Source organism: Janthinobacterium sp. PLB04, assembly GCF_021165895.1.
Classification (GTDB): Bacteria; Pseudomonadota; Gammaproteobacteria; order Burkholderiales; family Burkholderiaceae_D; genus Janthinobacterium; species Janthinobacterium lividum.
Window position 1 is genome coordinate 2,816,415 of record NZ_CP088968.1, and the last position, 26,042, is coordinate 2,842,456.

The 26,042-nt window shown below is 63.2% G+C and carries 21 protein-coding genes; 15 read left to right on the top strand and 6 right to left on the bottom strand.

Going from position 1 to position 26,042, the window contains the following annotated elements:
• The first annotated feature begins 44 nt into the window (after positions 1-44).
• The 3 genes from LSO07_RS12555 to LSO07_RS12565 are packed head-to-tail and all read left to right on the top strand — an operon-like array spanning position 45 to position 4,280.
• Complete coding sequence (locus LSO07_RS12555) at positions 45-956, top strand: LysR family transcriptional regulator (RefSeq protein WP_151094537.1); 912 nt, start codon at positions 45-47, stop codon at positions 954-956.
• Between the two features lie 54 nt (positions 957-1,010).
• Positions 1,011-3,113 carry a TonB-dependent siderophore receptor gene (locus LSO07_RS12560; RefSeq protein WP_191909656.1) on the top strand — a complete coding sequence of 701 codons (2,103 nt, stop codon included), beginning with the start codon at positions 1,011-1,013 and terminating at the stop codon, positions 3,111-3,113.
• A gap of 9 nt (positions 3,114-3,122) precedes the next feature.
• The gene (locus LSO07_RS12565) at positions 3,123-4,280 is read left to right on the top strand and encodes a DUF1624 domain-containing protein (RefSeq protein ID WP_191909657.1); all 1,158 of its coding nucleotides are present in this window, start codon (positions 3,123-3,125) and stop codon (positions 4,278-4,280) included.
• Between the two features lie 7 nt (positions 4,281-4,287).
• Here the strand turns inward: LSO07_RS12565 and LSO07_RS12570 are convergent, their stop codons facing one another.
• The 3 genes from LSO07_RS12570 to LSO07_RS12580 all read right to left on the bottom strand — a co-directional run bounded on the left by LSO07_RS12570 (position 4,288) and on the right by LSO07_RS12580 (position 7,766).
• Positions 4,288-6,159: a carboxypeptidase regulatory-like domain-containing protein gene (locus LSO07_RS12570; RefSeq protein WP_151094544.1), complete on the bottom strand. Its 1,872-nt coding sequence runs from the start codon at positions 6,157-6,159 to the stop codon at positions 4,288-4,290.
• A 108-nt stretch (positions 6,160-6,267) separates the two neighbouring features.
• Positions 6,268-6,798 carry an isochorismatase family protein gene (locus LSO07_RS12575; RefSeq protein ID WP_092610722.1) on the bottom strand — a complete coding sequence of 177 codons (531 nt, stop codon included), beginning with the start codon at positions 6,796-6,798 and terminating at the stop codon, positions 6,268-6,270.
• Between the two features lie 50 nt (positions 6,799-6,848).
• Positions 6,849-7,766 carry a LysR family transcriptional regulator gene (locus LSO07_RS12580; protein ID WP_151094547.1) on the bottom strand — a complete coding sequence of 306 codons (918 nt, stop codon included), beginning with the start codon at positions 7,764-7,766 and terminating at the stop codon, positions 6,849-6,851.
• 121 nt (positions 7,767-7,887) lie between these two features.
• Here LSO07_RS12580 and LSO07_RS12585 point away from each other — a divergent pair, with 121 nt between their 5' ends.
• From LSO07_RS12585 to mmsB, 3 genes are read left to right on the top strand one after another with little or no spacing between them, the layout of a single operon-like run.
• Entirely contained in the window at positions 7,888-9,105 is a 1,218-nt protein-coding gene (locus LSO07_RS12585) for an ABC transporter substrate-binding protein (RefSeq protein ID WP_151094550.1), read from the top strand.
• A gap of 17 nt (positions 9,106-9,122) precedes the next feature.
• A complete protein-coding gene (locus LSO07_RS12590) occupies positions 9,123-10,637 on the top strand; it encodes a CoA-acylating methylmalonate-semialdehyde dehydrogenase (protein WP_151094553.1) in 1,515 nt (504 codons plus the stop codon).
• Positions 10,638-10,647: 10 nt separating this feature from the next.
• The gene (gene mmsB, locus LSO07_RS12595) at positions 10,648-11,541 is read left to right on the top strand and encodes a 3-hydroxyisobutyrate dehydrogenase (protein ID WP_151094556.1); all 894 of its coding nucleotides are present in this window, start codon (positions 10,648-10,650) and stop codon (positions 11,539-11,541) included.
• On the opposite strand, the gene LSO07_RS12600 is transcribed toward mmsB, so the two are convergent.
• Complete coding sequence (locus tag LSO07_RS12600; protein WP_191909658.1) at positions 11,538-11,927, bottom strand: DUF1090 family protein; 390 nt, start codon at positions 11,925-11,927, stop codon at positions 11,538-11,540. The two genes, mmsB and LSO07_RS12600, sit on opposite strands and share 4 nt — an antisense overlap.
• A 134-nt stretch (positions 11,928-12,061) precedes the next feature.
• Here LSO07_RS12600 and LSO07_RS12605 point away from each other — a divergent pair, with 134 nt between their 5' ends.
• The 5 genes from LSO07_RS12605 to LSO07_RS12625 all read left to right on the top strand — a co-directional run bounded on the left by LSO07_RS12605 (position 12,062) and on the right by LSO07_RS12625 (position 17,987).
• Entirely contained in the window at positions 12,062-12,904 is an 843-nt protein-coding gene (locus tag LSO07_RS12605; protein ID WP_151094562.1) for a tetratricopeptide repeat protein, read from the top strand.
• A complete protein-coding gene (locus LSO07_RS12610) occupies positions 12,901-13,902 on the top strand; it encodes a tetratricopeptide repeat protein (RefSeq protein ID WP_191909659.1) in 1,002 nt (333 codons plus the stop codon). The genes LSO07_RS12605 and LSO07_RS12610 overlap by 4 nt, the downstream gene beginning before the upstream one ends.
• 68 nt (positions 13,903-13,970) lie before the next feature.
• Positions 13,971-15,185 (top strand): AGE family epimerase/isomerase, encoded by a 1,215-nt coding sequence (locus LSO07_RS12615; protein ID WP_151094568.1) that lies wholly within the window; start codon positions 13,971-13,973, stop codon positions 15,183-15,185.
• A complete protein-coding gene (locus tag LSO07_RS12620; RefSeq protein ID WP_151094571.1) occupies positions 15,182-16,114 on the top strand; it encodes a carbohydrate kinase family protein in 933 nt (310 codons plus the stop codon). The genes LSO07_RS12615 and LSO07_RS12620 overlap by 4 nt, the downstream gene beginning before the upstream one ends.
• A 232-nt stretch (positions 16,115-16,346) precedes the next feature.
• Complete coding sequence (locus LSO07_RS12625; RefSeq protein ID WP_191909660.1) at positions 16,347-17,987, top strand: sensor domain-containing diguanylate cyclase; 1,641 nt, start codon at positions 16,347-16,349, stop codon at positions 17,985-17,987.
• 51 nt (positions 17,988-18,038) lie between these two features.
• Here LSO07_RS12625 and LSO07_RS12630 read toward each other — a convergent pair whose 3' ends face one another.
• On the bottom strand, positions 18,039-19,127 hold the full coding sequence (locus tag LSO07_RS12630; RefSeq protein WP_151094578.1) for a LacI family DNA-binding transcriptional regulator: 1,089 nt from the start codon (positions 19,125-19,127) through the stop codon (positions 18,039-18,041).
• Positions 19,111-21,024, bottom strand: coding sequence for a glucokinase (locus LSO07_RS12635; protein WP_151094581.1), 1,914 nt, complete (start codon positions 21,022-21,024; stop codon positions 19,111-19,113). Before LSO07_RS12635 ends, LSO07_RS12630 begins: the two co-directional genes overlap by 17 nt.
• 346 nt (positions 21,025-21,370) lie before the next feature.
• Here LSO07_RS12635 and LSO07_RS12640 point away from each other — a divergent pair, with 346 nt between their 5' ends.
• The 4 genes from LSO07_RS12640 (at position 21,371) to LSO07_RS12655 (ending at position 26,034) form a co-directional block, all read left to right on the top strand.
• Complete coding sequence (locus tag LSO07_RS12640) at positions 21,371-22,669, top strand: maltoporin (protein WP_081345412.1); 1,299 nt, start codon at positions 21,371-21,373, stop codon at positions 22,667-22,669.
• 245 nt (positions 22,670-22,914) lie between these two features.
• The gene (locus LSO07_RS12645; RefSeq protein WP_034777937.1) at positions 22,915-24,168 is read left to right on the top strand and encodes an ABC transporter substrate-binding protein; all 1,254 of its coding nucleotides are present in this window, start codon (positions 22,915-22,917) and stop codon (positions 24,166-24,168) included.
• 115 nt (positions 24,169-24,283) lie between these two features.
• Positions 24,284-25,168: a carbohydrate ABC transporter permease gene (locus LSO07_RS12650; protein WP_034777935.1), complete on the top strand. Its 885-nt coding sequence runs from the start codon at positions 24,284-24,286 to the stop codon at positions 25,166-25,168.
• Positions 25,165-26,034, top strand: a complete 870-nt coding sequence (locus LSO07_RS12655) for a carbohydrate ABC transporter permease (RefSeq protein ID WP_034777933.1) — start codon at positions 25,165-25,167, stop codon at positions 26,032-26,034. Before LSO07_RS12650 ends, LSO07_RS12655 begins: the two co-directional genes overlap by 4 nt.
• Positions 26,035-26,042 lie beyond the last annotated feature (8 nt).

Consider the following 26,042-nt stretch of genomic DNA (forward strand, 5'->3'; position numbering starts at 1 on the left):
ATCGTGGATAATCGCCGGAATCAAGGAACTCACAGGAGACCGGCATGGACAGGCTGGATGCAATGCACGTGTTTTGCGCCGTGGTCGAGGCGGGCGGCTTCAGCAAGGCGGCGCAGCGCCTGGGTATTTCCACGTCGTCCGTGACGAACCAGGTGGCGGCGCTGGAAAAGCATTTCGGCGTGCGCCTCTTGCAGCGCACCACGCGCAGCATGTCGCTCACGGCCGAAGGCCGGCAGTGCCATGCGCAGGCGCGCCAGGTACTGGCCGACATGGCCGCGCTGGAAACGAGCTTGCTGCAGGCGGCCGAGCGGCCATCGGGCAGCTTGCGTGTGGACATGCCCAGCAGCATCAGCCGCAACCTGGTGGCGCCCGCCTTGCCCCGCTTTACCGCCGCCTATCCCGACATTTCCCTGCGCCTGACGGTCAGCGACCGCCTGGTCGACATGGTGGAAGAGGGCATCGACGTGATGCTGCGCATCGGCGCACCGCAGGATTCATCGCTGGTGGCGCGCAGCCTGCTGAAGATGGATTATCTGTGCTGCGCCTCGCCCGCCTTTGTCGCCCGGCATGGCATGCCGCGTACGCCGCAGGAACTGGACCAGTTTGCCTGCCTGCATTTCCTGTACCCGAAATCTCGCCAGGTGCGGCCCTGGCTGTTCCAGGCCGGCGAGGGTGATACGGCGTATGCGCACACGCCGCCAGCGGCCCTGGCCTTCGACCATATCGAATCGATGATTGCCGCCGCCCAGGCCGGCTGCGGCATCGTGCAGGCCCTGTCCGTCTCCGTGTTGCAGCCCTTGCGCGAAGAGACTCTGGTGCCCGTGCTGCAACCGTATCGCACGCGGGGGCCGGATCTGTGGGCGCTGTTCCATCCGCGCCAGCTGCGCGCGGCCAAGGTGCAAGTGTTTGTGGAGTTCCTGGCGCAGATTTTTCACGAAGGCTTTAATGAGAATTGATTATCAATTATAATGCAAGCCTATTGCATTGAATTGTCCATTGTCAGGAATCCCATGTCCGTGTTTTTACGCCGCCCCGTGGCACTGTTGCTTGCCGCCGCCAGTCCCCTGGCGCTGGCAGCTGATCCCGCTGCCGACAAGCCCGACGCGCAGGACGTCGTCACCGTGAAGGCCGAGCGCCAGCATTACCGCAGCCTGTCCGCCACGGGCGCCACCAAGACGGATGCCTTGCTGATGGACTTGCCGCAAAGCGTGCGCGTGCTGACCGGCGACTTGCTGCGCGACGCCGGCGTGACGACCCTGGCCGCTGCGCTGGAGCTGGCCAGCGGCATCGCGAAGCAAAGTCCGCTGGGCGGTTTGTGGGACAGCTACGCCATGCGCGGCTTTACGGGCGACCCGAATTTCGGCTCCGACTACATGGTCAACGGTTTCAGTTCCAGCCGCGGCTATAACGGCATGCGCGACGGCGGCAATACGCAGGCCATCGAAGTGCTGAAAGGCCCCGCTTCGGCCCTGTACGGCCGGGGAGAGCCGGGCGGCACGGTGAACATCACCACCAAGAAGCCGAAGTTCGCGCCCGAGTACAGCGCCGATGTGTCGTTCGGCAGCTTCCAGACGCGCCGCGCAGCTTTGGATTTGACAGGACCGCTGAGCGACACCATCGCCTACCGCCTGAACGCGGCGCATGAAGAAGGGCACAGTTTCCGCGATACATTGAAGGTCGAGCGCAGCCTGTTTGCTCCCTCGTTTCTCTGGCTGCTGGGCGAGCACACGACCGTGTCGTATGAAATCGAAGCGGTGCGCCAGCGCGCGCCGTTCGACCGGGGCGTGGTGGCCGTGAACGGCAAGCTGGGTCTTGTCCCCGTTTCGCGCTTTTTGGGCGAGCCGGGCGACGGCCCCATGACGGTCAAGTCGCTGGGGCAGCAGCTGTTCATCCACCACGCGCTGTCCGACGACTGGACGGTGCAGGCGGGCGCCTCTTACCGAGACAGCGAATTGAGCGGTTATTCGACCGAGGCGAACAAGCTGCTGGCCGATGGGCGCACCCTGAACCGCCAGCGCCGCCACCGCGATTTCTCCGCCACCGACGTGTCGGCCCGTTTCGAAGTGCTGGGCAAGTTCAGGACGGGCGCGCTGGCGCACGAGGTGCTGGCCGGTGTCGACGCCTATCATTTCGACGACCACCGGGTGCAGCTGCGCCGCAATCCTTCGGCCGCGAATGCCTATGCCATCGACATCTTCAATCCCGCGTATGGCGGCAAGGCCGATCCGCTGGCCCTGTCCATCGACACGCAGGAAGGACAAAAGGCGCGCGGCCTGTATGCGCAGGATCAACTGGATCTGGGCGCGCAATGGAAGGCGCTGGTCGGCGTGCGCCACGATAGCTACACGCAGGACGTGAGGAACAATCGCCTGAACGTGAGCAACCGCCAGTCGCTGTCGGCCACGAGCCCCCGCGCCGGCCTCGTCTACCAGCCGACGAAGGCATGGTCGCTGTACGCGAGCGCGGCCAAGGGCTTCCGGCCCAACAGCGGCATCAGCCTGGCCAACCAGGCATTCCCGGCCGAGCGCAGCCGCTCGTATGAACTGGGCGCCAAGCTGGAAACGGGCAAGCTGACGGGCACCGTGGCCGTGTACGACATCCGCAAGAGCAATGTGCTGACGACGAATCCCGCCAACACGGATTTCGCCATCGCGGCGGGCGAAGTGGGCAGCCGGGGGCTGGAACTGGACGTGTCGGGCGAAGTGGCGCGCGGCTTGCGCGTCTCGGGCGCCTATGCCTACACCAACGCCACCGTCACGCGCGGCGACAATACGATTGTGACGGGCAGCCGCTTCGCCAACGTGCCGCGCCACAGCGCCAACCTGCTGGCCACCCAGCAATTTGCGCTGGCCACGGGCACGGCCAGCGTGGGCGGCGGCGTGCAATATGTGGGCGAGCGCCTGGGCGACGTGGCCGTCAGCAGCAGTTTTACCCTGCCGGCCTACACGACGGCCAGATTGCTGGCGTCGTATTCGCCCAGCGCACAATTGCGCCTGGCCCTGAACGTGGAAAACCTGTTCAACCGCAGCTACTATGCGAGTTCGTATAGCCAGCTGTGGGTGGCGCCGGGGGCGGAGCGCACGATGACCTTGCATGCCCATTACCGTTTTTAAGCAATCACTATGACATCGACTTCTTCTGCCACCCTGCGCACCCGCATCGCCGTCATCGACGTGCTGCGCGGCCTCGTCATGCTGATCATGCTGTTCGACCATGTGCGTGAAACCGTCTTTTTACACCACCAGGTGGGCGACCCGATGGATGCAGCCAGTGTCGATCCGGCCCTGTTCTTCACGCGACTGGCCGCCCACGTGTGTGCGCCCATGTTCGTTTTCCTGACGGGCTTGTCCGCCTGGCTGTATGCGCATCCGGCCGCCGGGCCACGCAGCGCCACGGGCTTCTTGTTCAAGCGGGGCTTGCTGCTGGTGGTGCTGGAACTGGTGTTCGTCAATTTCGCCTGGAGCGGGGCGTTTCCGCCAGCCGTGCTGTATCTGCAGGTGATCTGGGTCATCGGCCTGGCCATGATGGCGCTGGCCGTGCTGCACCAGTTGCCGTTGAAAGTGCTGGCACTGTTGGGCGTGGCGATCATCGCGGGCCAGCATTTGCTCACGGGCTTGCGCGCGGAAGAGGGCAGCCTTGGCTATTATTTGCTGACGGTGCTGCTGCAACGGGGGTATCTGGTGGCGGACGGCGCCATGAAGATCAAGGTCAGTTATCCGCTGCTGCCGTGGATAGGCGTGATCGTGCTCGGCTATGCGGCCGGGCCCCTGTATGCGCGCGGCCGTTCGATAGAGGGGCGGCGCCGCCTGCTGCTGGCGCTGGGCGCAGGCAGCTTGCTGTTGCTGGCCGTGCTGCGCGGTTGCAATATCTATGGTGAAACCCTGCCGTGGGTGGCGGGCGACACGGTCTTGCGCACGGCCATGAGCGTGCTGAACTTCACGAAATATCCGCCATCGCTGGACTTCTTGCTGTTCACCCTGGGCCTGGGTATGCTGGGCCTGGCCTGGCTGGAAAGCGTCGATAACTGGTTTACGCGGGCCTGCGCCACCTTTGGCGGCGCGCCCATGTTCTACTACTTGTTGCACCTGTATCTGCTGCTGCTCATCGGTATCAGCTTGACGACCGTGCTCGGTGCCAATCACGGCAACCGCTATGGCGTCGAGCACATCTGGCAAGTCTGGCTGCTGGCCTTGCTGCTGATGCCCGTGCTGTACTTTCCCTGCCGCGCGTTCGCCCATTACAAGCGCACGTCGCGGCAGGCGTGGGTACGTTATTTCTGAAGCATGCCTACTTGCAGTACAGCCTATCGATGCTGTGGCTGGACGCCAGGTAATGCCGCGTCTGCCAACCGATGGCCACCCTGTAGGCGCACGGCGGATCGAGCGCCACGTTGACGGGGAAGCCGCCATTGTTGCCTGATAAATGCGGCCCGCCCGCGCCGCCGCGGAACAGATAATTGCTCGGTGGTGGCGGCGGCGTGAAGCTGGCGGCCGGCAGCGGTGGCGGCGGATGCTGGATGCCGTTGTTGTTGGATATCGTGATATTGAAAAAGCGCAAGTGCGGATGGTCGATCGTGTACAGGATATGCACGAGGCCGCCCGCGATGGGGTTGCAGGCATTGCTGCGCAGCTCTTCCAGGTCTAGCGCCACGATGACGGGCGAGTTGTCGAAGACGATGGAATCGAGCCCGTCCGTGGCCACCAGCGCCAGGGTATTGCCGTCGCGCACCTCGAAGCCCAGGCGGTAGCGGCGTATCGGTTCGCTCTCGGCCGCCGTCAGGCTGCGGCCCGCGTCGAGGATGGGCAAGCCGCCCGGCAGCTTGGCCGGATGCAGGCTGGTGATGGCCGGCGTATTCACGGTCAGCAAGTCAAACGTGCGCAGGAAGATGCTGGGCGCCACGTTGACGACGGCCGTCGTGCCGTCGCGCATGTCCACGGTGACGGGCTTGCCATCCACTCGTATCCAGCCGCCAGGCTGCAGATCGCCCGCGTCGATGATGACGGGCGCCGAATCGCCGAGACCCAGTCCATTTGTATAAAACACATAGCCGACGTGCGTGCCGAGGATTTGCGTGAGCGGCGCCAGGCTGGCGGGTGCCACCGTGGGGATGGCTGCCGGGTCGTCGCTGCCGCCGGGCCAGGACCATTCGCCGATCAGGAAACGGTATTCCAGCGGGTTGGCGGGAATGGCGCTGTTGCGCAGCGGGCAATTGCCCTTCAAGGTGACACCGCCGGCGAACACATACGAGGCGCCGGCGCCGCCCGCATAGCCTTGCGCGGAAAAGCCGGCCAGCGAGGGAAACGGGTGGATGTCGAAGATTTCCACCTGCTGCCAGTGGGGCACGCCTTCCACGTCGGGCGGCAAGACGTCCTTCGAACACAATTCCACGCAGAAGCAGTGGCCAACGTTTTCGCGCCCCGGCTGGCGGCCGTTGGCTTGCGTTTCCGACAGGATCGTCACGCTGCCCAGCTGCGCCGTGAAATACACGTCTGGCCCTCTGGCGAATTCCACGTTGATGAATGGCGAGAAAGGCGTGAGCGTGAAGTCCGACGTCAGGTAATCGATGCGGAAGCGCCCGCCGGCGTCCGTCACCGCCACTCCCAGCGCATCATCCTGCAGCCAGTCCGCGTCGAATGCGCGCACGGTGGCGCCGGCGATCGGCGCGTGGGGCGCGTCGCAGGTGCGCAGCCGGCCGCAGATGGTCCAGGCGCCGAAGCGGGCGCGCACCAGGCACCAGAAGCGTTGCGGTAGGCAATAATCCCAGACGGCGAGGAAATCGTTCTCGACCTGGCGCCAGCGGGGCTGGATGGTGGTGATGGAAAACTGCAGCGGCACGGGGTCTTTCGGCCCCGGTTTCAAATGCGGCACGGTGGGGCACAGGATATCGACTTCGACGGCCTCGCCCCGATAATCGTCTTCCAGGGTAAAACTGTAGTTGCCATCGTCATCCGTGCGCGCCTCGGCCAGCAGGAAGGGCGCTTTCGCCTGCACTTCCTCGTCCGTGAGGATGGCGAAGGTTTCCTTGGCGTTGGCCACGGCCAGGGCAGTGACGTTTTGCGACTCGCGCGGCCGGTACAGGCGCACGAGGACGTGGGATAAAGCTTCAGGACACTCGGCACAGATCAAGCCGCACAGCTTGCCCCGCAGGATATAGGCCATGATGGCTCCCTTGCTGATGTGGACGGCGCACCGCTCGGAATGGCGGCGCTGTTACCAAGCTAGCAAATGAATGGCCGATGGATTTGATCTGGATTAAAGGCGGGTCAGCTATTTGATCAGCGCCAGCACTTCGCGGAAGCGCGGATGCTTGCAGTCGCGCAACCATTCGAAGGCCAGCATTTCCACCGTCACCAGATGGGCGCCCAGCTTGCCCAGGCGGGCCAGCGCCGCGTCGCGGCTGGCGGCCTGGCGCGAGCCGACGGCGTCGATGGCGATGATGACCTCGTACCCCAGTTCCAGCAAGCCGATGGCCGTCTGCAGCATGCACACATGGGCTTCGCAACCCGTGACGACGATTTGTCTGCGTCCGGCGGGTAGCATGTCCTGCAAGCCGTCGGCACAGGCGCCGAAATGCGTCTTGTGCAAGGTCCGTTCGCACAGGGCGGCGATCTCTTCCACGTTCGGCCCCAGCCCCTGGCGGTTCTGTTCCGTGCCCAGCACGGGCACGTCGAGCAGTCGGGCGATCTTCGCCAGGCGCAGGTTTTGCGCCAGCACCAAGCCGGCATCGTGGATGGCCGGCATCAAGCGGCCTTGCAGGTCGACAATGACCAAAACAGCCTGGTTCGCATCCATCAGCATGGCGTTCTCCTTATTAGTATCTGGCGACAGTGTAGCGCGCCGCAGTTTGCTCAAGTTGGCCAGCTGGGCACGGCTGTTTCGCCCATCAGGTAGCCATGATTCAAATCGACGGCGGCACGCAAGTAGTTCCACAGGGCGCTGACCCTGGCAATATTGCGCCGCTCGCAGGGCGAAATCATCCAGAAGGCGCGCAGCAGGTCGATCTCGCCATCGAGCACGGGCACCAGCTCAGTCGACTGCTGGGCCACGAAGCAGGGCAGGATGGCCAGCGCCTGGCCCGCGCGCGCCGCGTGGTACTGGGCGATTACGCTGGTGCTGCGAAACGCGCGCAGGGAATCGGGCGCCACGTTGTCCATGTAGCGCAGCTCCGAACTGAAGACCAGGTCGTCCACATAGCCGATGATGGGGTGCTGCGCCAGTTGGGCCACGCTGGTGATCGGCGCGTGGCGCGCCAGGTAGGCGGGCGTGGCATACAGTTTCAGGCGGTAGTCGGACAGTTTCGTCACCACGTAGGGGCCGGACTGGGGGCGTTCGACGGAAATGGCCACGTCCGCTTCGCGCTTGGACAGGCTGACAAAGCGGGGCACGGCGATCAGGTCCACGCTGATGTGCGGGTATCGCCCGCAGAACTGCGCCAGGTGGGGCGCCAGCACGATGGCGCCGAAGCCCTCGGTAGCGCCCAGGCGCACCTGGCCTGACAACAGGCGGTTGTGCTCGCCCAGCTCCTCGGTGGCGGCGAACACCGTGCTTTCCATGGTTTCCGCGTATTCCATCAGGCGGTGGCCTTCGGGCGTCAGTTGGTAGCCCACGTAGTTGCGGTCGAACAGCTGCGTGCCCACCTGCTCCTCGAACTTGCGCATGCGCCGCGACACGGTGGAATGGTCGATGCCCAGCTTTTTCGCCGCATCGACGAGGCCGGCGCTGCGCGTCAGTTCCAGGAAGACCCGTACATTGTCCCAATCGAGCATGGCAAACCCTCTCTGTGCATTTTTGCAAAGGAATTATGCATTAATTTCACTTGAGTGCATATTTTTACACATGCAGAATGCATCTAAACATATAAGAAAACCCATTCACCTGGAGACACGCATGAAAAAAACCGTTCTGGCCATGGGCGCGCTGGCGCTCACCCTTTCCTTTGGCGGCGCGCACGCGCAAATTTCCGATGGCGTCGTCAAGGTCGGCATCCTGACCGACATGTCCGGGCCGTATTCGGCCATGGGCGGGCGCGGCTCCGTCGTCGCCAGCCAGATGGCCGTCGAGGATTGCCTGAAGGCCGAATGCAAGGGCATGAAGATCGAAATCCTCTCGGCCGACCATTTGAACAAGGCCGACATCGCCGCCTCCAAGGCGCGCGAATGGATAGACCGCGACAAGGTCGACGCCATCGCCGATTTGACCAATTCCTCCGTAGCCCTGTCCGTGCAAAAGCTGATGAAAGAGAAGGGCGGCATCGCCATGTTCAGCGGCCCGGCCACGGGGCGCCTGACCAATGAAGACTGCTCGCCGAACGGCTTCCACTGGATGTTCGACACGTATTCGCAGGCAGCCGGCACGGCGGCGGCGCTGACCAAGCTGGGACAGAAATCCTGGTACTTCGTCACCGTCGATTACGCGTTCGGCCATTCGCTGGAAAAGGACGCCAGCGATGTCGTCAAGCGCAATGGCGGCACCGTCGTGGGCGCAGTGCGCCATCCCCTCAACGCCTCCGATTTCTCGTCCTTCCTGGTGCAGGCGCAAGGCTCGAAAGCGCAGGTGATCGGCCTTGCCAATGGCGGCGCCGACACGGTATCGGCCATCAAGCAGGCGCGCGAATTCCGCATCGGCAGCGGCAAGGACCAGCGCCTGGCCGCCTTGCTGGTGTTCCTCTCGGACGTGCACGCGCTGGGACTGGATACGGCCCAGGGCCTCGTCTACGCGGACGGTTTTTACTGGGATTACGATGACCGCAGCCGCGCGTTTGCGAAACGCTTCGAGGCGCTCAACAAGGGCGCCAAGCCGACCATGGTGCAGGCGGGCGTGTATTCCAGCGTCTACCACTACCTGAAGTCGGTGGCGGCCGCGAAGAGCGACGACTCGAAAATCGTCGCCGAAAAAATGCGCCAGCTGCCCATCAAGGATTCCGTGATGAACAACGCCTCGATCCGCCCCGATGGCCGCGTGATCCACGACATGTACCTGGTACAGGTGAAGACCCCGGCCGAATCGAAAGGCGCGTGGGATTACCTGAAAGTGCTGTCCACCATCCCCGCCGACCAGGCGTTCAAGCCGATGGATGCTGCGGCGTGCAATCTCGTTAAAAAATAACCACGGAGTCTCGAACCATGAACCAAGCCCTCACCCAAGTCCCTGCCATTTCCCTGCACATCGGCGGCAAGCACCATGCGTCAAGCAGTAGCGAATGGCGCGACGTCATCAACCCGGCCACGCAGGAAATCGTCGCCAAGGTGCCGTTTTCCACGCCGGATGAAGTCAACCTGGCTGTCGCCACAGCCAAGGAAGCGTTCAAGACCTGGCGCAATACCCCGCTGGCCGCGCGCATGCGCATCATGCTCAAGTACCAGCATCTGATCCGCGAAAACATCGGGGCCCTGGCCGAACTGATCACGCGCGAACACGGCAAGACCCTGCCCGACGCGGAAGGGGAAGTCATGCGCGGCCTGGAAGTGGTGGAGCACGCGTGTTCGATCGCCACCCTGCAGCTGGGCGAGATTGCGGAAAACGCGGCCACCGGCGTCGATGTCTACAATATCTACCAGCCGCTGGGCGTGGGCGCCGGCATCACGGCGTTCAATTTCCCCGTCATGCTGCCGTGCTTCATGTTCCCGATCGCTATCGCCTGCGGCAATACGTTTGTGCTGAAACCGTCGGAACAGGATCCGTCTTCGACCATGTACCTGGTCGAATTGATGTACCAGGCGGGCTTGCCGGCCGGCGTCCTGAACGTCGTGCATGGCGGCGCCGACGTCGTCAACATGCTGTGCGACCATCCCGACATCAAGGCCGTGTCCTTCATCGGTTCCACCCACGTGGGCACGCATGTGTACCGCCGCGCCAGCGAATCGGGCAAGCGCGCGCAATCGATGATGGGCGCGAAAAACCATTGCGTGGTGCTGGCCGACGCCAACAAGGAGCAGGCGATCAATAACCTGATCGGCGCGGCCTTCGGTGCGGCCGGCCAGCGCTGCATGGCCAATTCCGTCGTGGTGCTGGTGGGCGAGGCGCGCTCCTGGCTGCCGGAAATCGTCGCCCGTTCGCAGGCGCTGAAAGTGGGGCCGGGCAGCGACCGCGATGCCGACCTGGGTCCGATGGTCTCGAAAGCGGCCATGCAGCGGGCGGAAAAGCTGATCCAGGCGGGCGTGGACGAAGGCGCGCAGCTGCTGCTCGACGGCCGCGGCCACAAGGTGGCCGGCTACGAGGGCGGCAATTTCATGGGCCCGACAATTTTCTCCAAGGTCCAGGCATCGAACTCCGTCTACACGCAGGAAATCTTTGGCCCCGCCATGTGCGTGGTCGAGACGGACACGCTGGACCAGGCCATCGCCTTCATCAACGCCAACCCGAACGGCAACGGCACCTCGATCTTCACCTCGTCCGGCTGGGCGGGGCGCAAGTTCCAGAACGAGATCGATGTGGGGCAGGTGGGCATCAACGTGGCCATTCCCGTACCCGTCGCGTATTTCAGTTTTACGGGGTCGCGCGCGTCGAAGCTGGGAGACCTGGGTCCGAACGGCAAACAGGCCCTGTACTTCTGGACGCAGACCAAGACCGTCACGGCGCGCTGGTTCGCCCCGGACGATGGCGGCAGCGGCGTCAATACCACCATCTCGATGAAATAAGGGGAAGGCCATGGGCACCAATATCGTTTTCATCGGCCTGGGCAACATGGGCTTGCCCATGGCGCAGAACCTCGTGCGGGCCGGCCATGCGGTGACGGGCTTCGATTTGCTGCCGGCCAGCGTGCGGCAATTCGCCGACGGCGGCGGCCTGGTCTCCGATGACCAGGCGGCGGCGATCGGCCAGGCCGACATCGTCATCACGATGCTGCCGGCCAGCCGCCATGTGCTGGGGGCCTACCTTGGGGACGCGGGTATTTTGGCGCAGGCGCGGCCCGGCACCCTGCTGATCGACTGTTCGACGATTTCCACCGAGGCGGCGCGCCAGGTGGGCCGCGCGGCGCAGGAAAAAGGCATGCCGATGCTGGACGCGCCCGTGTCGGGCGGCACGGCGGGCGCCACCAACGGCACGCTGACCTTCATGGTAGGCGGCGAAGAATCCGCGCTGGCGGCGGCACGGCCCTACCTGGACGTCATGGGCAAGGCCATCTTCCACGCGGGCGGCTCCGGTTGCGGCCAGACGGTCAAGATCTGCAACAACATGCTGCTGGGGATACTCATGATCGGCACCAGCGAAGCCATACGCCTGGGCGTGGCCAATGGCCTCGATCCCAAGGTGGTGTCCGACGTGATGGCGAAAAGCTCGGGCCGCAACTGGACCCTGGACGTCTACAACCCGTGTCCGGGCGTGGCCGAGAACGTGCCCGCGTCGCGCGGCTACACGGGCGGCTTTGGCGTCGACCTGATGCTGAAAGACCTGGGGCTGGCCATGGAAAGCGCGCTGGCCAGCGGCGCCTCGGTGCCGCTGGGCGCCTTGTCGCGCAATTTATATAGTTTGCACAGCAAGGCGGGATCGGGCGCGCTGGATTTTTCCAGCATTTATCAGCTGCTGGGCGATAAAGCTTAAGGTTGCTGCGCCTGCAGGGCTGCCAGTTCCGCTCTGGCTTTTTCCAGCTTGCCTTCCAGTTTGGCGATCTTCTTCGGTTCCTTGTTGGCTTCCTGGGCCAGGCGCAGCGAGCGTTCCGTCTGGTTCACCTTCGCCTGCGCCTTGACGATCTTCTTGTTGTGGCGTTCGACCAGGGTACTGTCGCGGCAGTGGGCATTGACTTCGTCAAGCGCGCGCGTGAGGCCCGCGACCTTGTCGGACAGGCCCTGTTCCTGCGCCTGGCGCAATTCGCTGCGGATGTTTTCGCGCTTGGCGGCGCAGCCGGCCAGCTGGGTGTCGGCGGCGCTGGCGCCCAGGGAGGCTGCGGCGAGCAGCAGGGTCAAGGCGGTTGTGGCGAGGCGGTTCATGGCGTTCCTGTGTAAGTGGTGGGCTCGTGCAATGTAAGCCTGCCGGCTTGCCCTGTCAAACTTCTTGTGCAGTGCGCGCCTGTCTGGCATGGCATCGGCTACCATGCGTGTTTTCTTCTTTCCGACACCGCCGCATGCCCAAGAAATTCCTCTTGCTGATTCCTTTCCTGCTGCCGTTGCCGCTCCTGGCCCAGACCTCGCCCACCTTGCTCGACCTGCAGCTGATCGCCATCAAGGCGAGGGCTGATGCGGCTAGCCATAGCCCGGAAAGCATCGCCGAGTTTGAGCAGGCCCGGCGCGCGGCCGAAGCGGGCGACGTGGAGGCGCAGCTGGACCTGGCGCGCATGCTGCAGCTGGGCGTCGGCGCGCCGCAAGACACGGCGCAGTCGATGGCCTGGATACGCAAGTCGGCCGAAGGCGGCTATGCACCGGCACAGTCGGCTTTGGGATTGGCCTATACCTTGGGCGGCAAGGTGCCCATCGACCGCGTGCAGGGCGAATACTGGCTGCGCAAGGGCGCGGCGCAGGGCAATGCAGAGGCGCAAACCATCCTGGCGCTGGAATTCATCGATGGCGACAGCAGCGTCGAAGAGCAGGCGCTGGCCATCACCTGGCTGAAGGCGGCGGCGAACGAGCAGCACTTCGTGCCCGCCTACAATGCGCTGGGCGAGCATCTGATGCGCGCAGCCGTCGATGAACAGGATCGCGCCGAGGCTTTCCACTGGTATTCCAGAGCGGCGCGTGAAAAGGAGCCGGCCGGCATGCGCAACCTGGCCCGCGCGCACGAGCTGGGCCTCGGCGTGGCGCGGTCGGACAAGTGGGCCCTGGTCTGGTACGAGCGGGCGGGGTGGAGCGGCGACTTGCCCGCCATGCGGCGCATGATCGATGTGTATGTCAAAGGCGAACTGGGACAGGCTGCGAATGCCGAAGACGCGGCCGAATGGCGCGGCAAGCTGGCCGAGAAGGAAAAGAAATGAAGACCATGCTGTTTGTATTGAGCCTGGCCCTGGCGCAGCCCGTGCTGGCGCAGCCGGCGTCCACCAAGAAACCGCGCCAGCATCCGGCGCTGGCCGAATTCGATATGTCCGGCCTCGACGACATGCGCGCAAGGGTGCGGGCCGTGATCGACCGTCCCGCCGACCTGTCTCCGGACAAGGTGGCAGCCTTCGGGAAGGCGCGCCTGGCTGCGGAAGGGGGAGACACGGCCGCCCAGCTGGAGCTGGCGCAGATGCTGCACGGCGGCGAAGGCACGCCGCGCGACATCGACGCCGGCCTGGCGTGGATGCTGAAATCGGCCGAAGGCGGCTATGGTCCGGCGCAGGCTTTCCTCGGCGTGGCCTACACGCTGGGACAGGGCATGGCCATCGACCGCAAACTGGGCGAATACTGGTCGCGCAAGGGCGCCGCGCAAGGCGTGGAGCTGGCCAACTTCACGCTGGCCATGCACTTTGAAAATATCCACAGCAGCCCGGCAGAACAGGCGCATGCGCTGCACTGGCTGAAGTTCTATGCCGAAAACGGCTTTATCTATGCCTACAATGAAATCGGCTACCGCCTGATGATGACGGCCAAGGACGAAGCGCAGCGCAAGGAAGCGTTCACCTGGTACATGAAGGCGGCCAAGGTGCTCGACCCGCCCGGCTTGAACAATGTCGCGTACTCGTATGAAGTGGGGCAGGGCGTGCCGCAGAGCGACGAGGCGGCCCTGGGCTGGTATGAAATGGCGGCCATCGCCAAAAGTCCGCCGGGGCAGACGGGTTTTGCGCGGCTGCTGGAACAGGGCCGTGGCGGCCCCACCCGGCAAGGGCCGGCGCCCAAGCCTTTCGCGCTGTACCTGCTGGCGGCGAAGCAGGGCGACGCGGAAGCCATCGAACGGCTGATCAAGGTGTACGATAAGGGCGAGCTGGAACAGGCGGCCGACCCGGCGCAGGCGGCACTGTGGCGCGAAAAGCTCAGGCTGACCAAGACTCCCTGAGCGGGCATGACGGAGTCAGGACGGCATGCTATCATCATTGTTATCGATAACAATATCATGAGAGACCCATGAATCCCGATTTCCGCTCCAAGGCGACGCTTGAAAAGCATATCCTGCACACGATGAATTTTTATCACCCGCGCGCGTTTGACCCGAGCGGCGGCTTCTATCACTTCTTCCTCGATGACGGCACGGTGTATGACGCCAGCACGCGCCATCTGGTCAGCAGCACGCGCTTCATCTTCAATTACGCCATGGCGTACCGCCGCTTCGGCGGCGACGATTACCAGGCGGCCCTGCGCCACGGCGTGGCCTTTTTGCGCGACGTGCACCGCGACCCGGCCACGGGCGGCTATGCCTGGCAACTGTCGTGGAAGGATGGCGTCAAGCAGGTCGAAGATGGCGCCAACCACTGCTACGGCTTGGCCTTCGTGCTGCTGGCCTATGCCCACGCCTTGCAGGCGGGCGTGCCGGAAGCGCACGCGTATCTGGACGAAACGTTTGAGCTGATGGAGCAGCGCTTCTGGCTGCCCGAACACGGCCTGTATGCGGACGTGGCCAGCGCCGACTGGTCCACCCTGGACGGCTACCGGGGCCAGAACGCCAACATGCATGCCTGCGAAGCCATGCTGGCCGCGTTCGAGGCGACGGGCGAGGCGAGATATCTGCACCGCGCCGAAACCTTGGCGCACAACATCACAGTGCGCCAGGCGGGTCTGGCGAACGGCATGATCTGGGAGCACTACACGCCCGACTGGTCGATCGATTGGGACTACAACCTGCACGACAAGAGCAATATCTTCCGTCCGTGGGGTTACCAGCCTGGCCACTTCACGGAATGGGCCAAGCTGCTGCTGATCATGGAGCGCCACAGCCGGTTCATGGCCGGTTCGTCCGACTGGCTGCTGCCGCGCGCGCGCGCGCTGTACGACATGGCCCTGGCCAAGGCATGGGATGGCGCGCATGGCGGCATCCACTACGGTTTCGGCCCGCAGGACGAGATCTGCGATGGCGACAAATACTTCTGGGTGCAGGCGGAAAGCTTCGCCGCCGCCGCCGTGCTGGCCGCCCGCACCGGGGACGAGGCCTACTGGCAAAGCTATGACAAGATCTGGGACTACAGCTGGACGCATTTCGTCGACCATGAACACGGCGCCTGGTACCGCATTCTGACGCCGGAAAACGGCAAGATCAGCAACGAGAAAAGCCCGGCCGGCAAGACCGATTACCACACCATGGGCGCCTGCTATGAAGTGCTGAACGTGATCGGCGGTGCCGCATGAGCGCCACCGCTTTTCCCTCTTTCCCCGCTTTTGTGTCGGCCGGCGAAGCGCTGACGGACATGCTGCGCACGGGCGCGGACTCCTGGAACAGCCAGGTGGGCGGCTCGACCTGGAACGTGGCGCGCGTGATGGCGCGCCTGGGCGTGCCCAGCGCCTTTGCGGGCGGCGTCAGCCTCGACGTCTTCGGCGACGCTCTGGCGCAGGCGACCGACGTGGCGGGCCTGGACATGCGGTTTTTGCAGCGCCATGCGAAGTCGCCGCTGCTGGCCATCGTGCATGAACTGCATCCGCCTACCTATTACTTCATCGGCGACGACAGCGCCGACCTGCATTTCGACGCGTCGCTCTTGCCGGCCGGCTGGATGCAGGGGGCGCAATGGGTGCATTTCGGCGGCATCAGCCTGGCGCGCGAACCGCTGGCGGGCAAGCTGGTGGCGCTGGCGCAGGAGCTCAAGGCGGCTGGCGTGAAGATCAGCTACGACCCGAACTTCCGCATCATGATGGATGAACGCTATGACGCCACCCTGCGCCGCATGACGCAGCTGGCCGATGTGATCAAGGTGTCCGATGAAGACCTGGCGGGCCTGTTCCGCCATGACGACATCGATGGCGCGTTTGCCATGCTGCGCAGCTGGAATCCGCAAGCCACGTATTTGTATACGCGCGGCGCGCAGGGTGCGGCGCTGTACCAGGGCGAACAGACATGGCAGGCGGCACCGCCCGTCATCGAGGTGGTCGATTCGGTGGGGGCGGGCGACGCCAGCATCGGCGGCTTGCTGTACAGCCTGATGTACCGGCCCGATGCCAACGGCGGCCAGCATTTGCGCTTTGCCGTCGCGGCGGGTGCGGGCGCCTGCCTGGCCGCCGGCGGCGCACCGCCGTCGGTGCAACTGGTGGAATCGTTGCTGGAGAGCACTATATTGGGATGATGTGGGTATGCAGTGTGTATTAAGGGGCGCCAGGGCGCCCTTTTTGCCAGAATAGGCGTAAGCTTTGCTCTCTTGCCATGCCAAGAGCCTGTCCTGGGAACTGTATTCATCTGCGGGACCAGGCTCCACGGCATTCGCTGAAAAATATGCCGTTCCGCCCGGTGCCATGCATGGCGCTGCCTGGCCGGATCTGTGCGCTTTACAGAGCATGGGCGCTGAGAAGGAAGTCCGCATGCATAAGATCTGGAAATTTTTCAATCCCAGGAGCTTCAAATTCAAGATGGCTGTGCTCGTGGGCGTGCTGGTGCTGTGCGCGACGGGCTCTGTTGCGCTCACATCGCTGTCTGTCGCGCAGGGGCAGATGGCATCCGTCATCGGCAACCAGCAATATGCCTTGCTGGCCAGCGCGGCGGCATATATCGACGACGACTTGAATGCGAAGAAAGCACTGCTCAGGGTGCTGGGGGAAGGGCTACCTGCGGACGTGTATGCACATCCGCAGCGGATGCAGGCATATATTGAAGATCATCCAACCCTGCGCGAGGAATTTTTTAATCTCGTCGCCTTTGATGCTACGGGAACATTGATTGCCAGCATGAATGACCGGCGCGTGGTCGGCACACTCAATTTCGCCACGCGGGAATATTTTATCGATACCGTCAAAGCCAGGGAGGGCGTGATATCGCGTCCATTCAAGAGCCTGCTGTCGGGCAAGCCCATTGTGCTGGTAACCGAACCGATCTATGACGAAGCCGGTACATTGCGGTATATGATCGCTGGCGGTATCAATTTGCAAAGCCCGACATTTTTCGGCCAGTGGGAGCAGCTCAAGCCGGGCAAGAGCGGTTATCTGTTCATGTTGACCCACGACGGCACGATTCTCCACCATCCTGACCCGGAGCGCGTCCTGAAACGGGTGAGCGAAGAAAAGGGTGGGGTTACGCCTTCCACCTTGGCCGCATTGCGTGGATTCGATGGTTGGACGCAGGGTAAAACCAAGCTGGGCGTGCAGGCAATTATCACGTATAAGCATTTGCGCGCTGCCGATTGGATCATCGGCGCCGTTTACCCCGAAAGCGAGGCATTCACACCGATCACCGATATTTATGCCAAAGTCATCATTGCTTCGTCAGGCGTCGCCTTGTTGGCCAGTTGCGCCGGCTGGCTCGCGGTGCTGCTGCTCTTGCGCCCCTTGGGCGATCTGGGCCGGCATGTGGCGAGCATACGCTCAGGCAATGCCGATATTGCGGTTTTCGATATCGCCCGCAAAGACGAGTTCGGAAAGCTGAGCCGTGCATTCTATGCGCTGTCGCTGCAGAGGGAAGCTGCGGAGAGCAACCTCGCTGCTCTGGCGCGCACTGACATGCTGACCGGCCTGCACAACAGGCGCATGTTTGACGAGGCGCTGGCCGCGGCATTGACGCGCGCCTGCCGCGCTGATACGGGTCTGGCGCTGGCCTATCTGGATATCGATTATTTTAAAAAAATAAATGATACATATGGGCATGGTATCGGCGACCTGGTATTGATTGAATTTGCCAAACGGCTCAAAGCTTGCGTGCGGGCCTCGGACACGGTGGCGCGCCTTGCCGGCGACGAGTTCGTCATCATTTTTGAACAACTGACGGATCAGTCCGAGCTTGCGATACTGGGCAAGAAAATCGTGCAGGAGATGGTCGTGCACTTTGATTGCGGCGGCATCGCTCTGCATGTCGCCACCAGTGTCGGCTTGGCGTTCTGCGCCCGGGGCGATACGACGGCAGGGGCAATGTTGACGGCGGCCGATACGGCGCTCTACAAGGCAAAAAGCGCTGGCCGCAACGGTTATGCCGTCACTTCCATCGGCAGCCCCGCCTTGATCGAGGCGGTGTAGGGCCGGGCGCGTCGACAAGGCGCGTGGCGGCCATCGCCTGCTCTGGCAGCGTCAAGGTTTGCGCTGCCCCTTTGCGGCCGTCGGCGCATGCCTGCCCGACGATGCCCGCTCTATCAGGGTAAATTCCATCAAGTGATGCGTGGTTGGCACGGTTTCCCCTGCGCGGCGCTGGCGTATCTCGTCGATGACAAGATTGACGGCGGCGCGCGCCATGTCGGCGATGGGTTGGTGGATGGTGGTCAGCTCGGGCCAGACGGTGCTGGCGACAGGCGTATCGTCGAAGCCGCACACGCTCAATTCCGCTGGCACCTGCAAGCCCATGCCGTGCGCCACGGCCAGGGTGGCGGCGGCCATGTCGTCGTTGCTGGCGAAGATGGCGCTCGGGTGCGGTTTCTGCGCCAGCAGCCGGCGCGCCGCGTCGAGACCCGAACGATACGTAAAGTAACCTTGCGCCACCCTGTGCGGCGCTACCCGCAAACCCGCTTCCCGCATGGCGTCCTCGAAAGCCTGGCGGCGCAGCAGGGCGGGCGTGTGCGCGGGATCGCCTTCGATGAAGCCGATGTCGCGGTGGCCCAGTGCGAGCAGGTGGCGCGTCATGGCCAGGGCGCCTTCGTAGTCGTCGATGCGCACGGCCGAGACGCCGGGCGAGGGGCGCGCCGTGGCCACGGCGATGGCCGGGATACCCATCCGGTTCAGTTGCGCCAGCACTTCCGGCGAATCGCACAGGGGCGGCGGCACGAGGATGCCGTCCACGCCGGCCGCCACCAGACAATCGATGCCGGCGCGCTGGCTGTCCAGGTCTTCGCAGCGTTCCAGCAGCAGCTGGCCGCCGCCCTGGCGGCATTGATCCATGGCGCCAACTAAAAATTCGCTGAGGAAGGCTGCGCTCGGATTGCTGTACAACAGGCCGATGCGCAGGGTGCCCGTGCGGGCCGCCCTGGCCGCCAGGTTGGGCTGATAGCGCAGGCTGGCGATCGCCGCCTCGACCTTGTCGCGCGTGGCCGCGCTGACGCTGCTGCGTCCATTGATCACGCGCGATACCGTCATGGCCGATACGCCGGCCACGCGCGCCACGTCGTGCACGGTGGCGCCGCTGGCGGTATCGGGGGCGGCGTGCGCCGCCTTATTCGAGGTGGCCACCGAACTTCAGCTTGCCGCTGATGCGCATGCCGTGCAATTGGCCTTCTTCCAGTTCGGCGGCGCTGGTGCGCTGCGCCGTGTCGCGCCGCGCCAGTCCCACGGACAGGATATCGAGCATCATCAGCTGCAGCAGGCGCACGATCATGGGCACGAAATTGAGATTGCCTTCCGGGTGGTTCAAGGTCAGCAGCACGTCGGCCAGCTTGGCCAGCGGCGAACCGCTGGCCGTGATCGCCAGCACGCGCGCGCCGCAGCCCTGCGCCACCTTGACGGTGCGCAGCAGGTCGGGCAGGGCGCCCGAACGGGAAATGACCAGCGCCACGTCGCCCGGTTTCAGCATGGCGGCGCTCATTTCCTGCGCCTGCGGATCGGCAAAGAAGCTGCTGACGATGCCCAGGTTGAGCAGCTTGTGCTGCATGTCGTCGGCCACCACGCGGGCGCTGCCCACGGCCAGCAGCTCCACGCGCTGCGCGCCGCGCAGCAGCTCGATGGCCGCCGTCAGCGCCTTCACGTCGAGCATGTCGCGCATGGCCAGCGCGGCCGAGGCGTTATTGCCCAGCACCTTGCGCGCCAGTTCGGCGTCGGAGTCCGAGATCTCCACGTGGCAGTGGGCTACCGTGATGGCGCCGCCCGTCAGGCCGGACGCCAGCTTCAATTTGAAGTCGGCCAGGCCCTGCACGCCGATCGAGCGGCAAAAGCGCATCACGGTCGGCTGGCTCACGCCGACCCTCTGGGCGATTTCCGCGATCGGCAGGGTCAGCATGGCGTTCGGCTCCTTCAGCACCCAGTCGGCCACCTTGCATTCCGAGGGGCTCATGCGCCCGCGCGCCTGGCGCACGGATTCGAGCACGGGCGCGCCGGAATGGGCGCGCTTGAGCTTTTGCGCCAGGATGGCGGCGATACCGAGGAACGTCGGCAGTTCGGCCGTGATCAGAAAGGTGGGGATCTGCGCCAGGTAGTCGTTCAGGCGGCCCTTTTGCTCGAAGCGGGCGCGGAACCGCGACTGTTCGAACAGAGGACCCAGGCGCGGCACAATGCCCCCGCCTATATAGATGCCGCCCAGCGCGCCCAGGGTCATGGCCACGTTGCCGGCGATGGAGCCGAGGATGGCGCAGAAACAGTCCACCGCTTCGAGGCACACTTCGCATTCATTGTTCAGGGCGCGGCTGGTGATTTCGGCTGCCAGGAGCGGCAGCGCGTCGGGCTTGCCGGCGCGTTCGGACAGGGCGCGGTAGATCAGTTCCAGGCCGCGCCCGGAGGCGAGGCGTTCGGCCGAGACGTGCGACAGTTCGCGCCAGGCGAAGGACAGCACGTCCATCTCGCGCTGGTCGCAGGGCGCGAAGCTGACGTGGCCCCCTTCGCTGCCCAGCGCGATCCAGCGGTCTTCCGCGGGGATCATGCCCGACACGCCCAGGCCCGTGCCCGAACCGAGCAGGCCGATGACGCTGTCGGCGCGCGCCATGCCGCCGCCGATCTGCAGGCGCTGGTCGGGCCGCAGATAGGGCAGGGCCATGGCCAGCGCCGTGAAGTCATTCACCACCAGCAGGGTGTCGAGGCCCAGCGTGGCGCGCATGGCCTCGATCGAGAAGAACCAGTGATGGTTCATCATGCGGATAGTGTCGTCGTCGATGGGATTGGCGATGGCGATGGCCGCATGGCGCACGCGGGCCGAACCGGCGGCGCGCGCCTCGCTGCTATCCATATACGCGGTGATGGCGTCGAGCAGCGAAGCGTAGTCGTCGCAGGGCAGCACGGCCACCGCTTCCAGGTGGCCCTGGCGCGTCTCGAGCACGAAACGGGCATTGGTGCCGCCGATGTCGGCCAGCAGGCGTGGCCCTTCACTGAATCGCTCCGCCGGATCGCTGCCTGCTACTTCCATTTTTTCATCAATTTTCATGGCGGTGCCTAGTCTCGTTTGCGTGCGCTGTCATGGCGGCGCACTGTCGTTATGGCAAAAACCAAGGATTTTAATTCGTATACGTGCCGCGTGCCGAAAAATGCGGGGCACCCGCGCAAATGCTTGTCCGCAGCGCCGGAAACGGGTGGCGCCAGATTAAAAATCAGGGCCGTCAACTGGCAAATTCCTGAGTAAATAAAGTGTCGCAGAGTAGTCGTAGGATTACAACATAATATGTTGATATTTGTTCGTAGTATAGTTACTATGTCTCTGCTGGAAAGAATTCTGGCCAGTACATTCGGCCACGAATGACTAGATAAAAAATAAATTACTGAGGAGACTTACCATGCTGCATCGCACCATGTTGAAGGCCGTGTTGAAGACACTGCCAGCTGCCATCGTCTTGGCCATCGCCAGCGGTTCCGCTGCCGCCGACCCAATGTACCCATCCGACTCCGAAGGCTTCCACGGCTACCTGCGCGCTGGCGCCGGCAGCAATACGTCGAGCGACGGCGGTTCGCAAGGCTGCTTCGGCCTGGGTGGCAATACCATGAAATATCGTCTGGGCAATGAGTGCGACGCCTACACGGAATTCGGCTACACCAAGTCTGTTGCCAAGTCCGGCGGCGTGAACTACCTGGCCACCATCTGGGTCAACGCCTACGCGCCAAACTCGGATTTCGGCGACAACAAACTGGGCATCGTCAAGGCCTATGTCGAAGCGCAGGGACTCGATTTCCTGAACGGCGGCACGGCCTGGGTCGGCAAGCGTTTCTACTACCGTCCTGACATCCACATGCTGGATCTGCAATACATCAACATGAACGGCACGGGCGCCGGCCTGGACCGCATTCCTGTTGGCCCGGGTAAATTCTCGTATGCCTTCTTCAAGGACAACGACATCAATGCCCGCGACAAGAACACTGGCGCCATCACCGGCACCCGTTCCGCCGTGCGCCAGAACTTCATCTACGGCGAAATTCCCGTCAATGAAAATGGCACCCTGGACCTGGCCGCGACCATCATCACGGCTGAAGGCAAGGACAACGACATCTACGGCCCGAAACATAACGGCTGGCAACTGTCGGCATTCCACCGTCAAGGCAAAGTCTTCGGCGGCGGCAACACCTTCGGCGTGCAGTACGGCGTCGGCCCTGGTGTTGGCGGTGACGGCAACGGACAGTTCGGCGCCTCGGGCAGCACTTCCTACGGTTCTGACCGCAAGCGCACGCGCGTCTTCAATGACATGGCGATCCAGCCGATGGAAAACTTCGGCATGGAATTCGTCGCCCTGTGGCAAAAAGACGAATCGACGGCCGCCGGTTCCTCGACCTGGACCTCGGTCGGCGTGCGTCCTGTGTACGCATTCACCAACAACTTCAAGCTGGTGGGCGAACTGGGCACGGACCGCGTGACGCAATCGGGCGGCCAGCCAGCCAAGCGCCTGACCAAGCTGACCATCGCACCGACGATCTCGGCCGGTCCTGGCCTGTGGTCGCGTCCTGAACTGCGCGCTTTCGTGACCTACGGCAAATGGAACGATGCGGCCACCGCCTCGGTCAACGCGTCGAACAACGGCGGCCCGATCTACAACAACAATACCAGCGGCACTTCCTACGGTTTCCAAGTGGAAACCTGGTTCTAAGTTAGCAGGCGTTGTAAGTCTAAATCAACCTGGCGCATCCTTCGCGGATGCGTTTTTGGCGCCGTCCCGTGATATAAATGCAATGTAGTCGTTTCATGGATCACGGCGCCGTCTTTTCACTGAAGATGATGCCCGTTTGCAAGCGGGTCTGAGTACAAGAGCGCCGGTACAGGCGCAGATTTCACCTTTTTCGGCCCCCGTATGCCGAAGCCCCCTAAAAGCTTGATCAAAAAAGGAATGTGGAGATGAAACTGAAATTCAAGATTACCCAACTGGCCGCATTGACCACCCTGGCATTCGCTGGCAGCGCCTTTGCGACCGACGTGGAAGTGTTGCACTACTGGACCTCCGGCGGCGAAGCGAAGTCCGTGGGCCAGTTGCAGCAAATCGTGAAAGAAAGCGGCTTTGGCTGGAAAGACTTCGCCGTGGCCGGTGGCGCTGGCGAAAACGCCGCGACCGCGCTGAAAACCCGCGTCATTTCCGGCAACCCGCCGACGGCCGCCCAGCTCAAGGGCCCATCGATCCAGGAATGGGGCGCGGAAGGCGTGCTGGCGAATATCGATGATGCCGCCATTCCAGGCAAATGGGATGCCGTGCTGCCGAAAGTCGTCGCCGACATCATGAAATACAAGGGCCACTACGTCGCCGCTCCCGTCAACGTCCACCGCGTCAACTGGATGTGGGTCAATCCGGAAGTGCTGAAAAAAGCCGGCGTGGCCACCACTCCGACCACTTGGGATGCGTTCTTCGACGCGGCCGAGAAAATCAAGAAATCGGGCGGCATCGCGATCGCCCACGGCGGCCAGCCTTGGCAGGACGCCACCGTGTTTGAATCCGTCGCGCTGGGCGTAGGCGGCACGGAATTCTACAAAAAGGCCATCCTCAAGCTGGACCAGAAGGAATTGACCGGCCCGACCATGCTCAAGGTGTTCGACACCCTGGGCAAGGTGAAGACCTACATCGACAAGGATGCGGCAGGCCGCGACTGGAACCTGGCCACCGCCATGGTCATCAACAACAAGGCCGGCTTCCAGTTCATGGGCGACTGGGCCAAGGGCGAGTTCACGGCCGCAGGCAAGGTGCCGGGCAAGGACTACCTGTGCGTGGCAGCTCCTGGAACGGACAAGGCCTACACCTTCAATATCGATTCGTTTGCCATGTTCACGCAAAAGGATGCGAATGCGAAGAAGGGGCAGATCGCCCTGGCCAACGCCATCATGAATCCGAAGTTCCAGTCGATCTTCAACCTGAACAAGGGTTCCATCCCTGTGCGTTCCGGCGTTTCCAAGGACAAGTTTGACGCTTGCGCCCTGAAATCGATGGAAGACATGGACGCCACCAACAAGACCGGCGGCCTGGTGCCATCGTTCGCCCACGGCATGGCGCTGCCATCGGCCACGCAAGGCGCCGTGACCGACGTCATCGCCAAGTTCATGAACACCAACATGAGCTCGAAAGACGCGGTTGCAGCATTGGCCAAGGCGGCAAAAGTGAAGTAATCACGACGGCGCCGGCACTCCCGCCGGCGCCCGCTGCATCGCATGCATCGCAGGCGTCCGCCCTGGCGCTCGACCAGGCCGGCGCCACACGCAGTTCTACTTCTACGGCTGTCCTATGTCCATACGCAAGCAATTCGACCGATGGATACCGCAGATGGTGTTGGGCCCCACGCTCATCGCCAGCTTGGTATTCGTCTACGGTTTTATCTTTTTGACCGGTTGGCTGTCGCTGACCGAATCGCGGCTGATGCCGAACTACGAGTTCGCCGGCCTGGTGCAATACTACGAGCTGTTCGATAATGAGCGCTGGTGGACCTCGCTCAAGAACCTCGGCATCTTTGGTGTCCTGTTCATCGGTTGCAGCATCGCCATCGGCCTGTTCCTGGCCATCCTGCTGGACCAGAAAATCCGCGCCGAAGGCGCGCTGCGCGCCATCTACCTGTATCCGATGGCGCTGTCCTTCATCGTCACCGGCACGGCCTGGAAATGGATGCTCAATCCCAGCCTGGGCCTGGAAAAGGTCATGCACGACTGGGGCTGGACCTCGTTTACCTTCGACTGGCTGGTGAACTCCGACATGGCCATCTACACGGTGGTGATCGCCGGCGTGTGGCAATCGTCGGGCTTTGTCATGGCCCTGTTCCTGGCCGGCCTGCGCGGCATCGATGATGAAATCATCAAGGCGGCGCAAGTCGATGGCGCGTCCTTGCCGACGATCTACTGGCGCATCGTGATTCCCGCCATGCGACCCGTGTTCTTCAGCGTGCTGCTGATCCTCGCACATATCGCGATCAAGAGCTTCGACCTGGTCATCGCATTGACGGCTGGCGGACCTGGCAATTCGTCGTCCGTACCGGCCATCTTCATGTACCAGTTTTCCTTCACCCGCGGCCAGCTGGGCCTGGGCTCGGCATCGGCAATGATGATGCTGGCCACCATCGTGGCCGTGCTCGTGCCGCTGATGTACCTGGAAACGCGCAGCGCAAAGGCGATGAGATGACACCTACCCGCAATAATCGCCTCACCCTCGGACGGGTGGTGGTATACCTGCTGCTGATTCTGTTTGCGGTGTACTACATCGTGCCCCTGTACGTGACCCTGTCGACGTCGTTCAAGTCGCTCGACGAGATCCGCAGCGGCAACCTGCTGGCCTTGCCGCACGTGTGGCAGTTCGATTCCTGGTCCAAGGCCTGGTCCTCGGCCTGCACGGGCGTCACCTGTGACGGCATGCAGCCGTTCTTCTGGAACTCGATCAAGATGGTGATTCCCGCCGTGCTGATCTCGACCTTCCTGGGCGCCTTCAACGGCTATGTGTTCGCGCACTGGCGCTTCCGCGGTTCGGAAATCCTGTTTGCCGCCTTGCTGGTGGGCTGCTTCATTCCGTTCCAGGTGGTGATCCTGCCGATGGCGCGCCTGCTGGGCGAATTCGGCCTGGCCAATACGACTACCGGCCTGGTCTTCGTCCACGTGGTGTATGGCACGGCATTCACGACCCTGTTCTTCCGTAACTACTATATCGGCGTGCCGGAAGAATTGATCAAGGCGGCGCGCATCGACGGCGCCGGCTTCTTCCTGATCTTCCGCAAGATCGTGCTGCCGATTTCGGGTCCGATTTTCGTCGTCTGCATCATCTGGCAATTCACGCAGATCTGGAACGACTTCCTGTTCGGCATCGTCTTCGCCAGCGGCGATTCGCAGCCGATCACGGTGGGCTTGAACAACCTGGTCAACACGTCCACGGGCGTGAAGGAATACAACGTCAACATGGCGGCCGCGGTGATTGCCGCGCTGCCGACCCTGCTGGTCTATCTGGTCGCAGGCCGTTATTTTGTGCGCGGTCTGACCGCAGGCGCAGTCAAAGGTTAAGGAAAGAA

What these genes read in the sequence shown, in the direction of transcription:
- LSO07_RS12570 (WP_151094544.1), bottom strand. Translation starts at nt 6,159, where the DNA reads ATGGCCTATATCCTGCGGGGCAAGCTGTGCGGCTTGATCTGTGCCGAG.
- LSO07_RS12635 (WP_151094581.1), bottom strand. Translation starts at nt 21,024, where the DNA reads ATGAAAATTGATGAAAAAATGGAAGTAGCAGGCAGCGATCCGGCGGAG.
- LSO07_RS12610 (WP_191909659.1), top strand. Translation starts at nt 12,901, where the DNA reads ATGAAGACCATGCTGTTTGTATTGAGCCTGGCCCTGGCGCAGCCCGTG.
- mmsB (WP_151094556.1), top strand. Translation starts at nt 10,648, where the DNA reads ATGGGCACCAATATCGTTTTCATCGGCCTGGGCAACATGGGCTTGCCC.
- LSO07_RS12605 (WP_151094562.1), top strand. Translation starts at nt 12,062, where the DNA reads ATGCCCAAGAAATTCCTCTTGCTGATTCCTTTCCTGCTGCCGTTGCCG.
- LSO07_RS12585 (WP_151094550.1), top strand. Translation starts at nt 7,888, where the DNA reads ATGAAAAAAACCGTTCTGGCCATGGGCGCGCTGGCGCTCACCCTTTCC.
- LSO07_RS12620 (WP_151094571.1), top strand. Translation starts at nt 15,182, where the DNA reads ATGAGCGCCACCGCTTTTCCCTCTTTCCCCGCTTTTGTGTCGGCCGGC.
- LSO07_RS12590 (WP_151094553.1), top strand. Translation starts at nt 9,123, where the DNA reads ATGAACCAAGCCCTCACCCAAGTCCCTGCCATTTCCCTGCACATCGGC.
- LSO07_RS12615 (WP_151094568.1), top strand. Translation starts at nt 13,971, where the DNA reads ATGAATCCCGATTTCCGCTCCAAGGCGACGCTTGAAAAGCATATCCTG.
- LSO07_RS12640 (WP_081345412.1), top strand. Translation starts at nt 21,371, where the DNA reads ATGCTGCATCGCACCATGTTGAAGGCCGTGTTGAAGACACTGCCAGCT.
- LSO07_RS12655 (WP_034777933.1), top strand. Translation starts at nt 25,165, where the DNA reads ATGACACCTACCCGCAATAATCGCCTCACCCTCGGACGGGTGGTGGTA.
- LSO07_RS12645 (WP_034777937.1), top strand. Translation starts at nt 22,915, where the DNA reads ATGAAACTGAAATTCAAGATTACCCAACTGGCCGCATTGACCACCCTG.
- LSO07_RS12600 (WP_191909658.1), bottom strand. Translation starts at nt 11,927, where the DNA reads ATGAACCGCCTCGCCACAACCGCCTTGACCCTGCTGCTCGCCGCAGCC.
- LSO07_RS12575 (WP_092610722.1), bottom strand. Translation starts at nt 6,798, where the DNA reads ATGCTGATGGATGCGAACCAGGCTGTTTTGGTCATTGTCGACCTGCAA.
- LSO07_RS12560 (WP_191909656.1), top strand. Translation starts at nt 1,011, where the DNA reads ATGTCCGTGTTTTTACGCCGCCCCGTGGCACTGTTGCTTGCCGCCGCC.
- LSO07_RS12565 (WP_191909657.1), top strand. Translation starts at nt 3,123, where the DNA reads ATGACATCGACTTCTTCTGCCACCCTGCGCACCCGCATCGCCGTCATC.
- LSO07_RS12555 (WP_151094537.1), top strand. Translation starts at nt 45, where the DNA reads ATGGACAGGCTGGATGCAATGCACGTGTTTTGCGCCGTGGTCGAGGCG.
- LSO07_RS12650 (WP_034777935.1), top strand. Translation starts at nt 24,284, where the DNA reads ATGTCCATACGCAAGCAATTCGACCGATGGATACCGCAGATGGTGTTG.
- LSO07_RS12580 (WP_151094547.1), bottom strand. Translation starts at nt 7,766, where the DNA reads ATGCTCGATTGGGACAATGTACGGGTCTTCCTGGAACTGACGCGCAGC.
- LSO07_RS12625 (WP_191909660.1), top strand. Translation starts at nt 16,347, where the DNA reads ATGCATAAGATCTGGAAATTTTTCAATCCCAGGAGCTTCAAATTCAAG.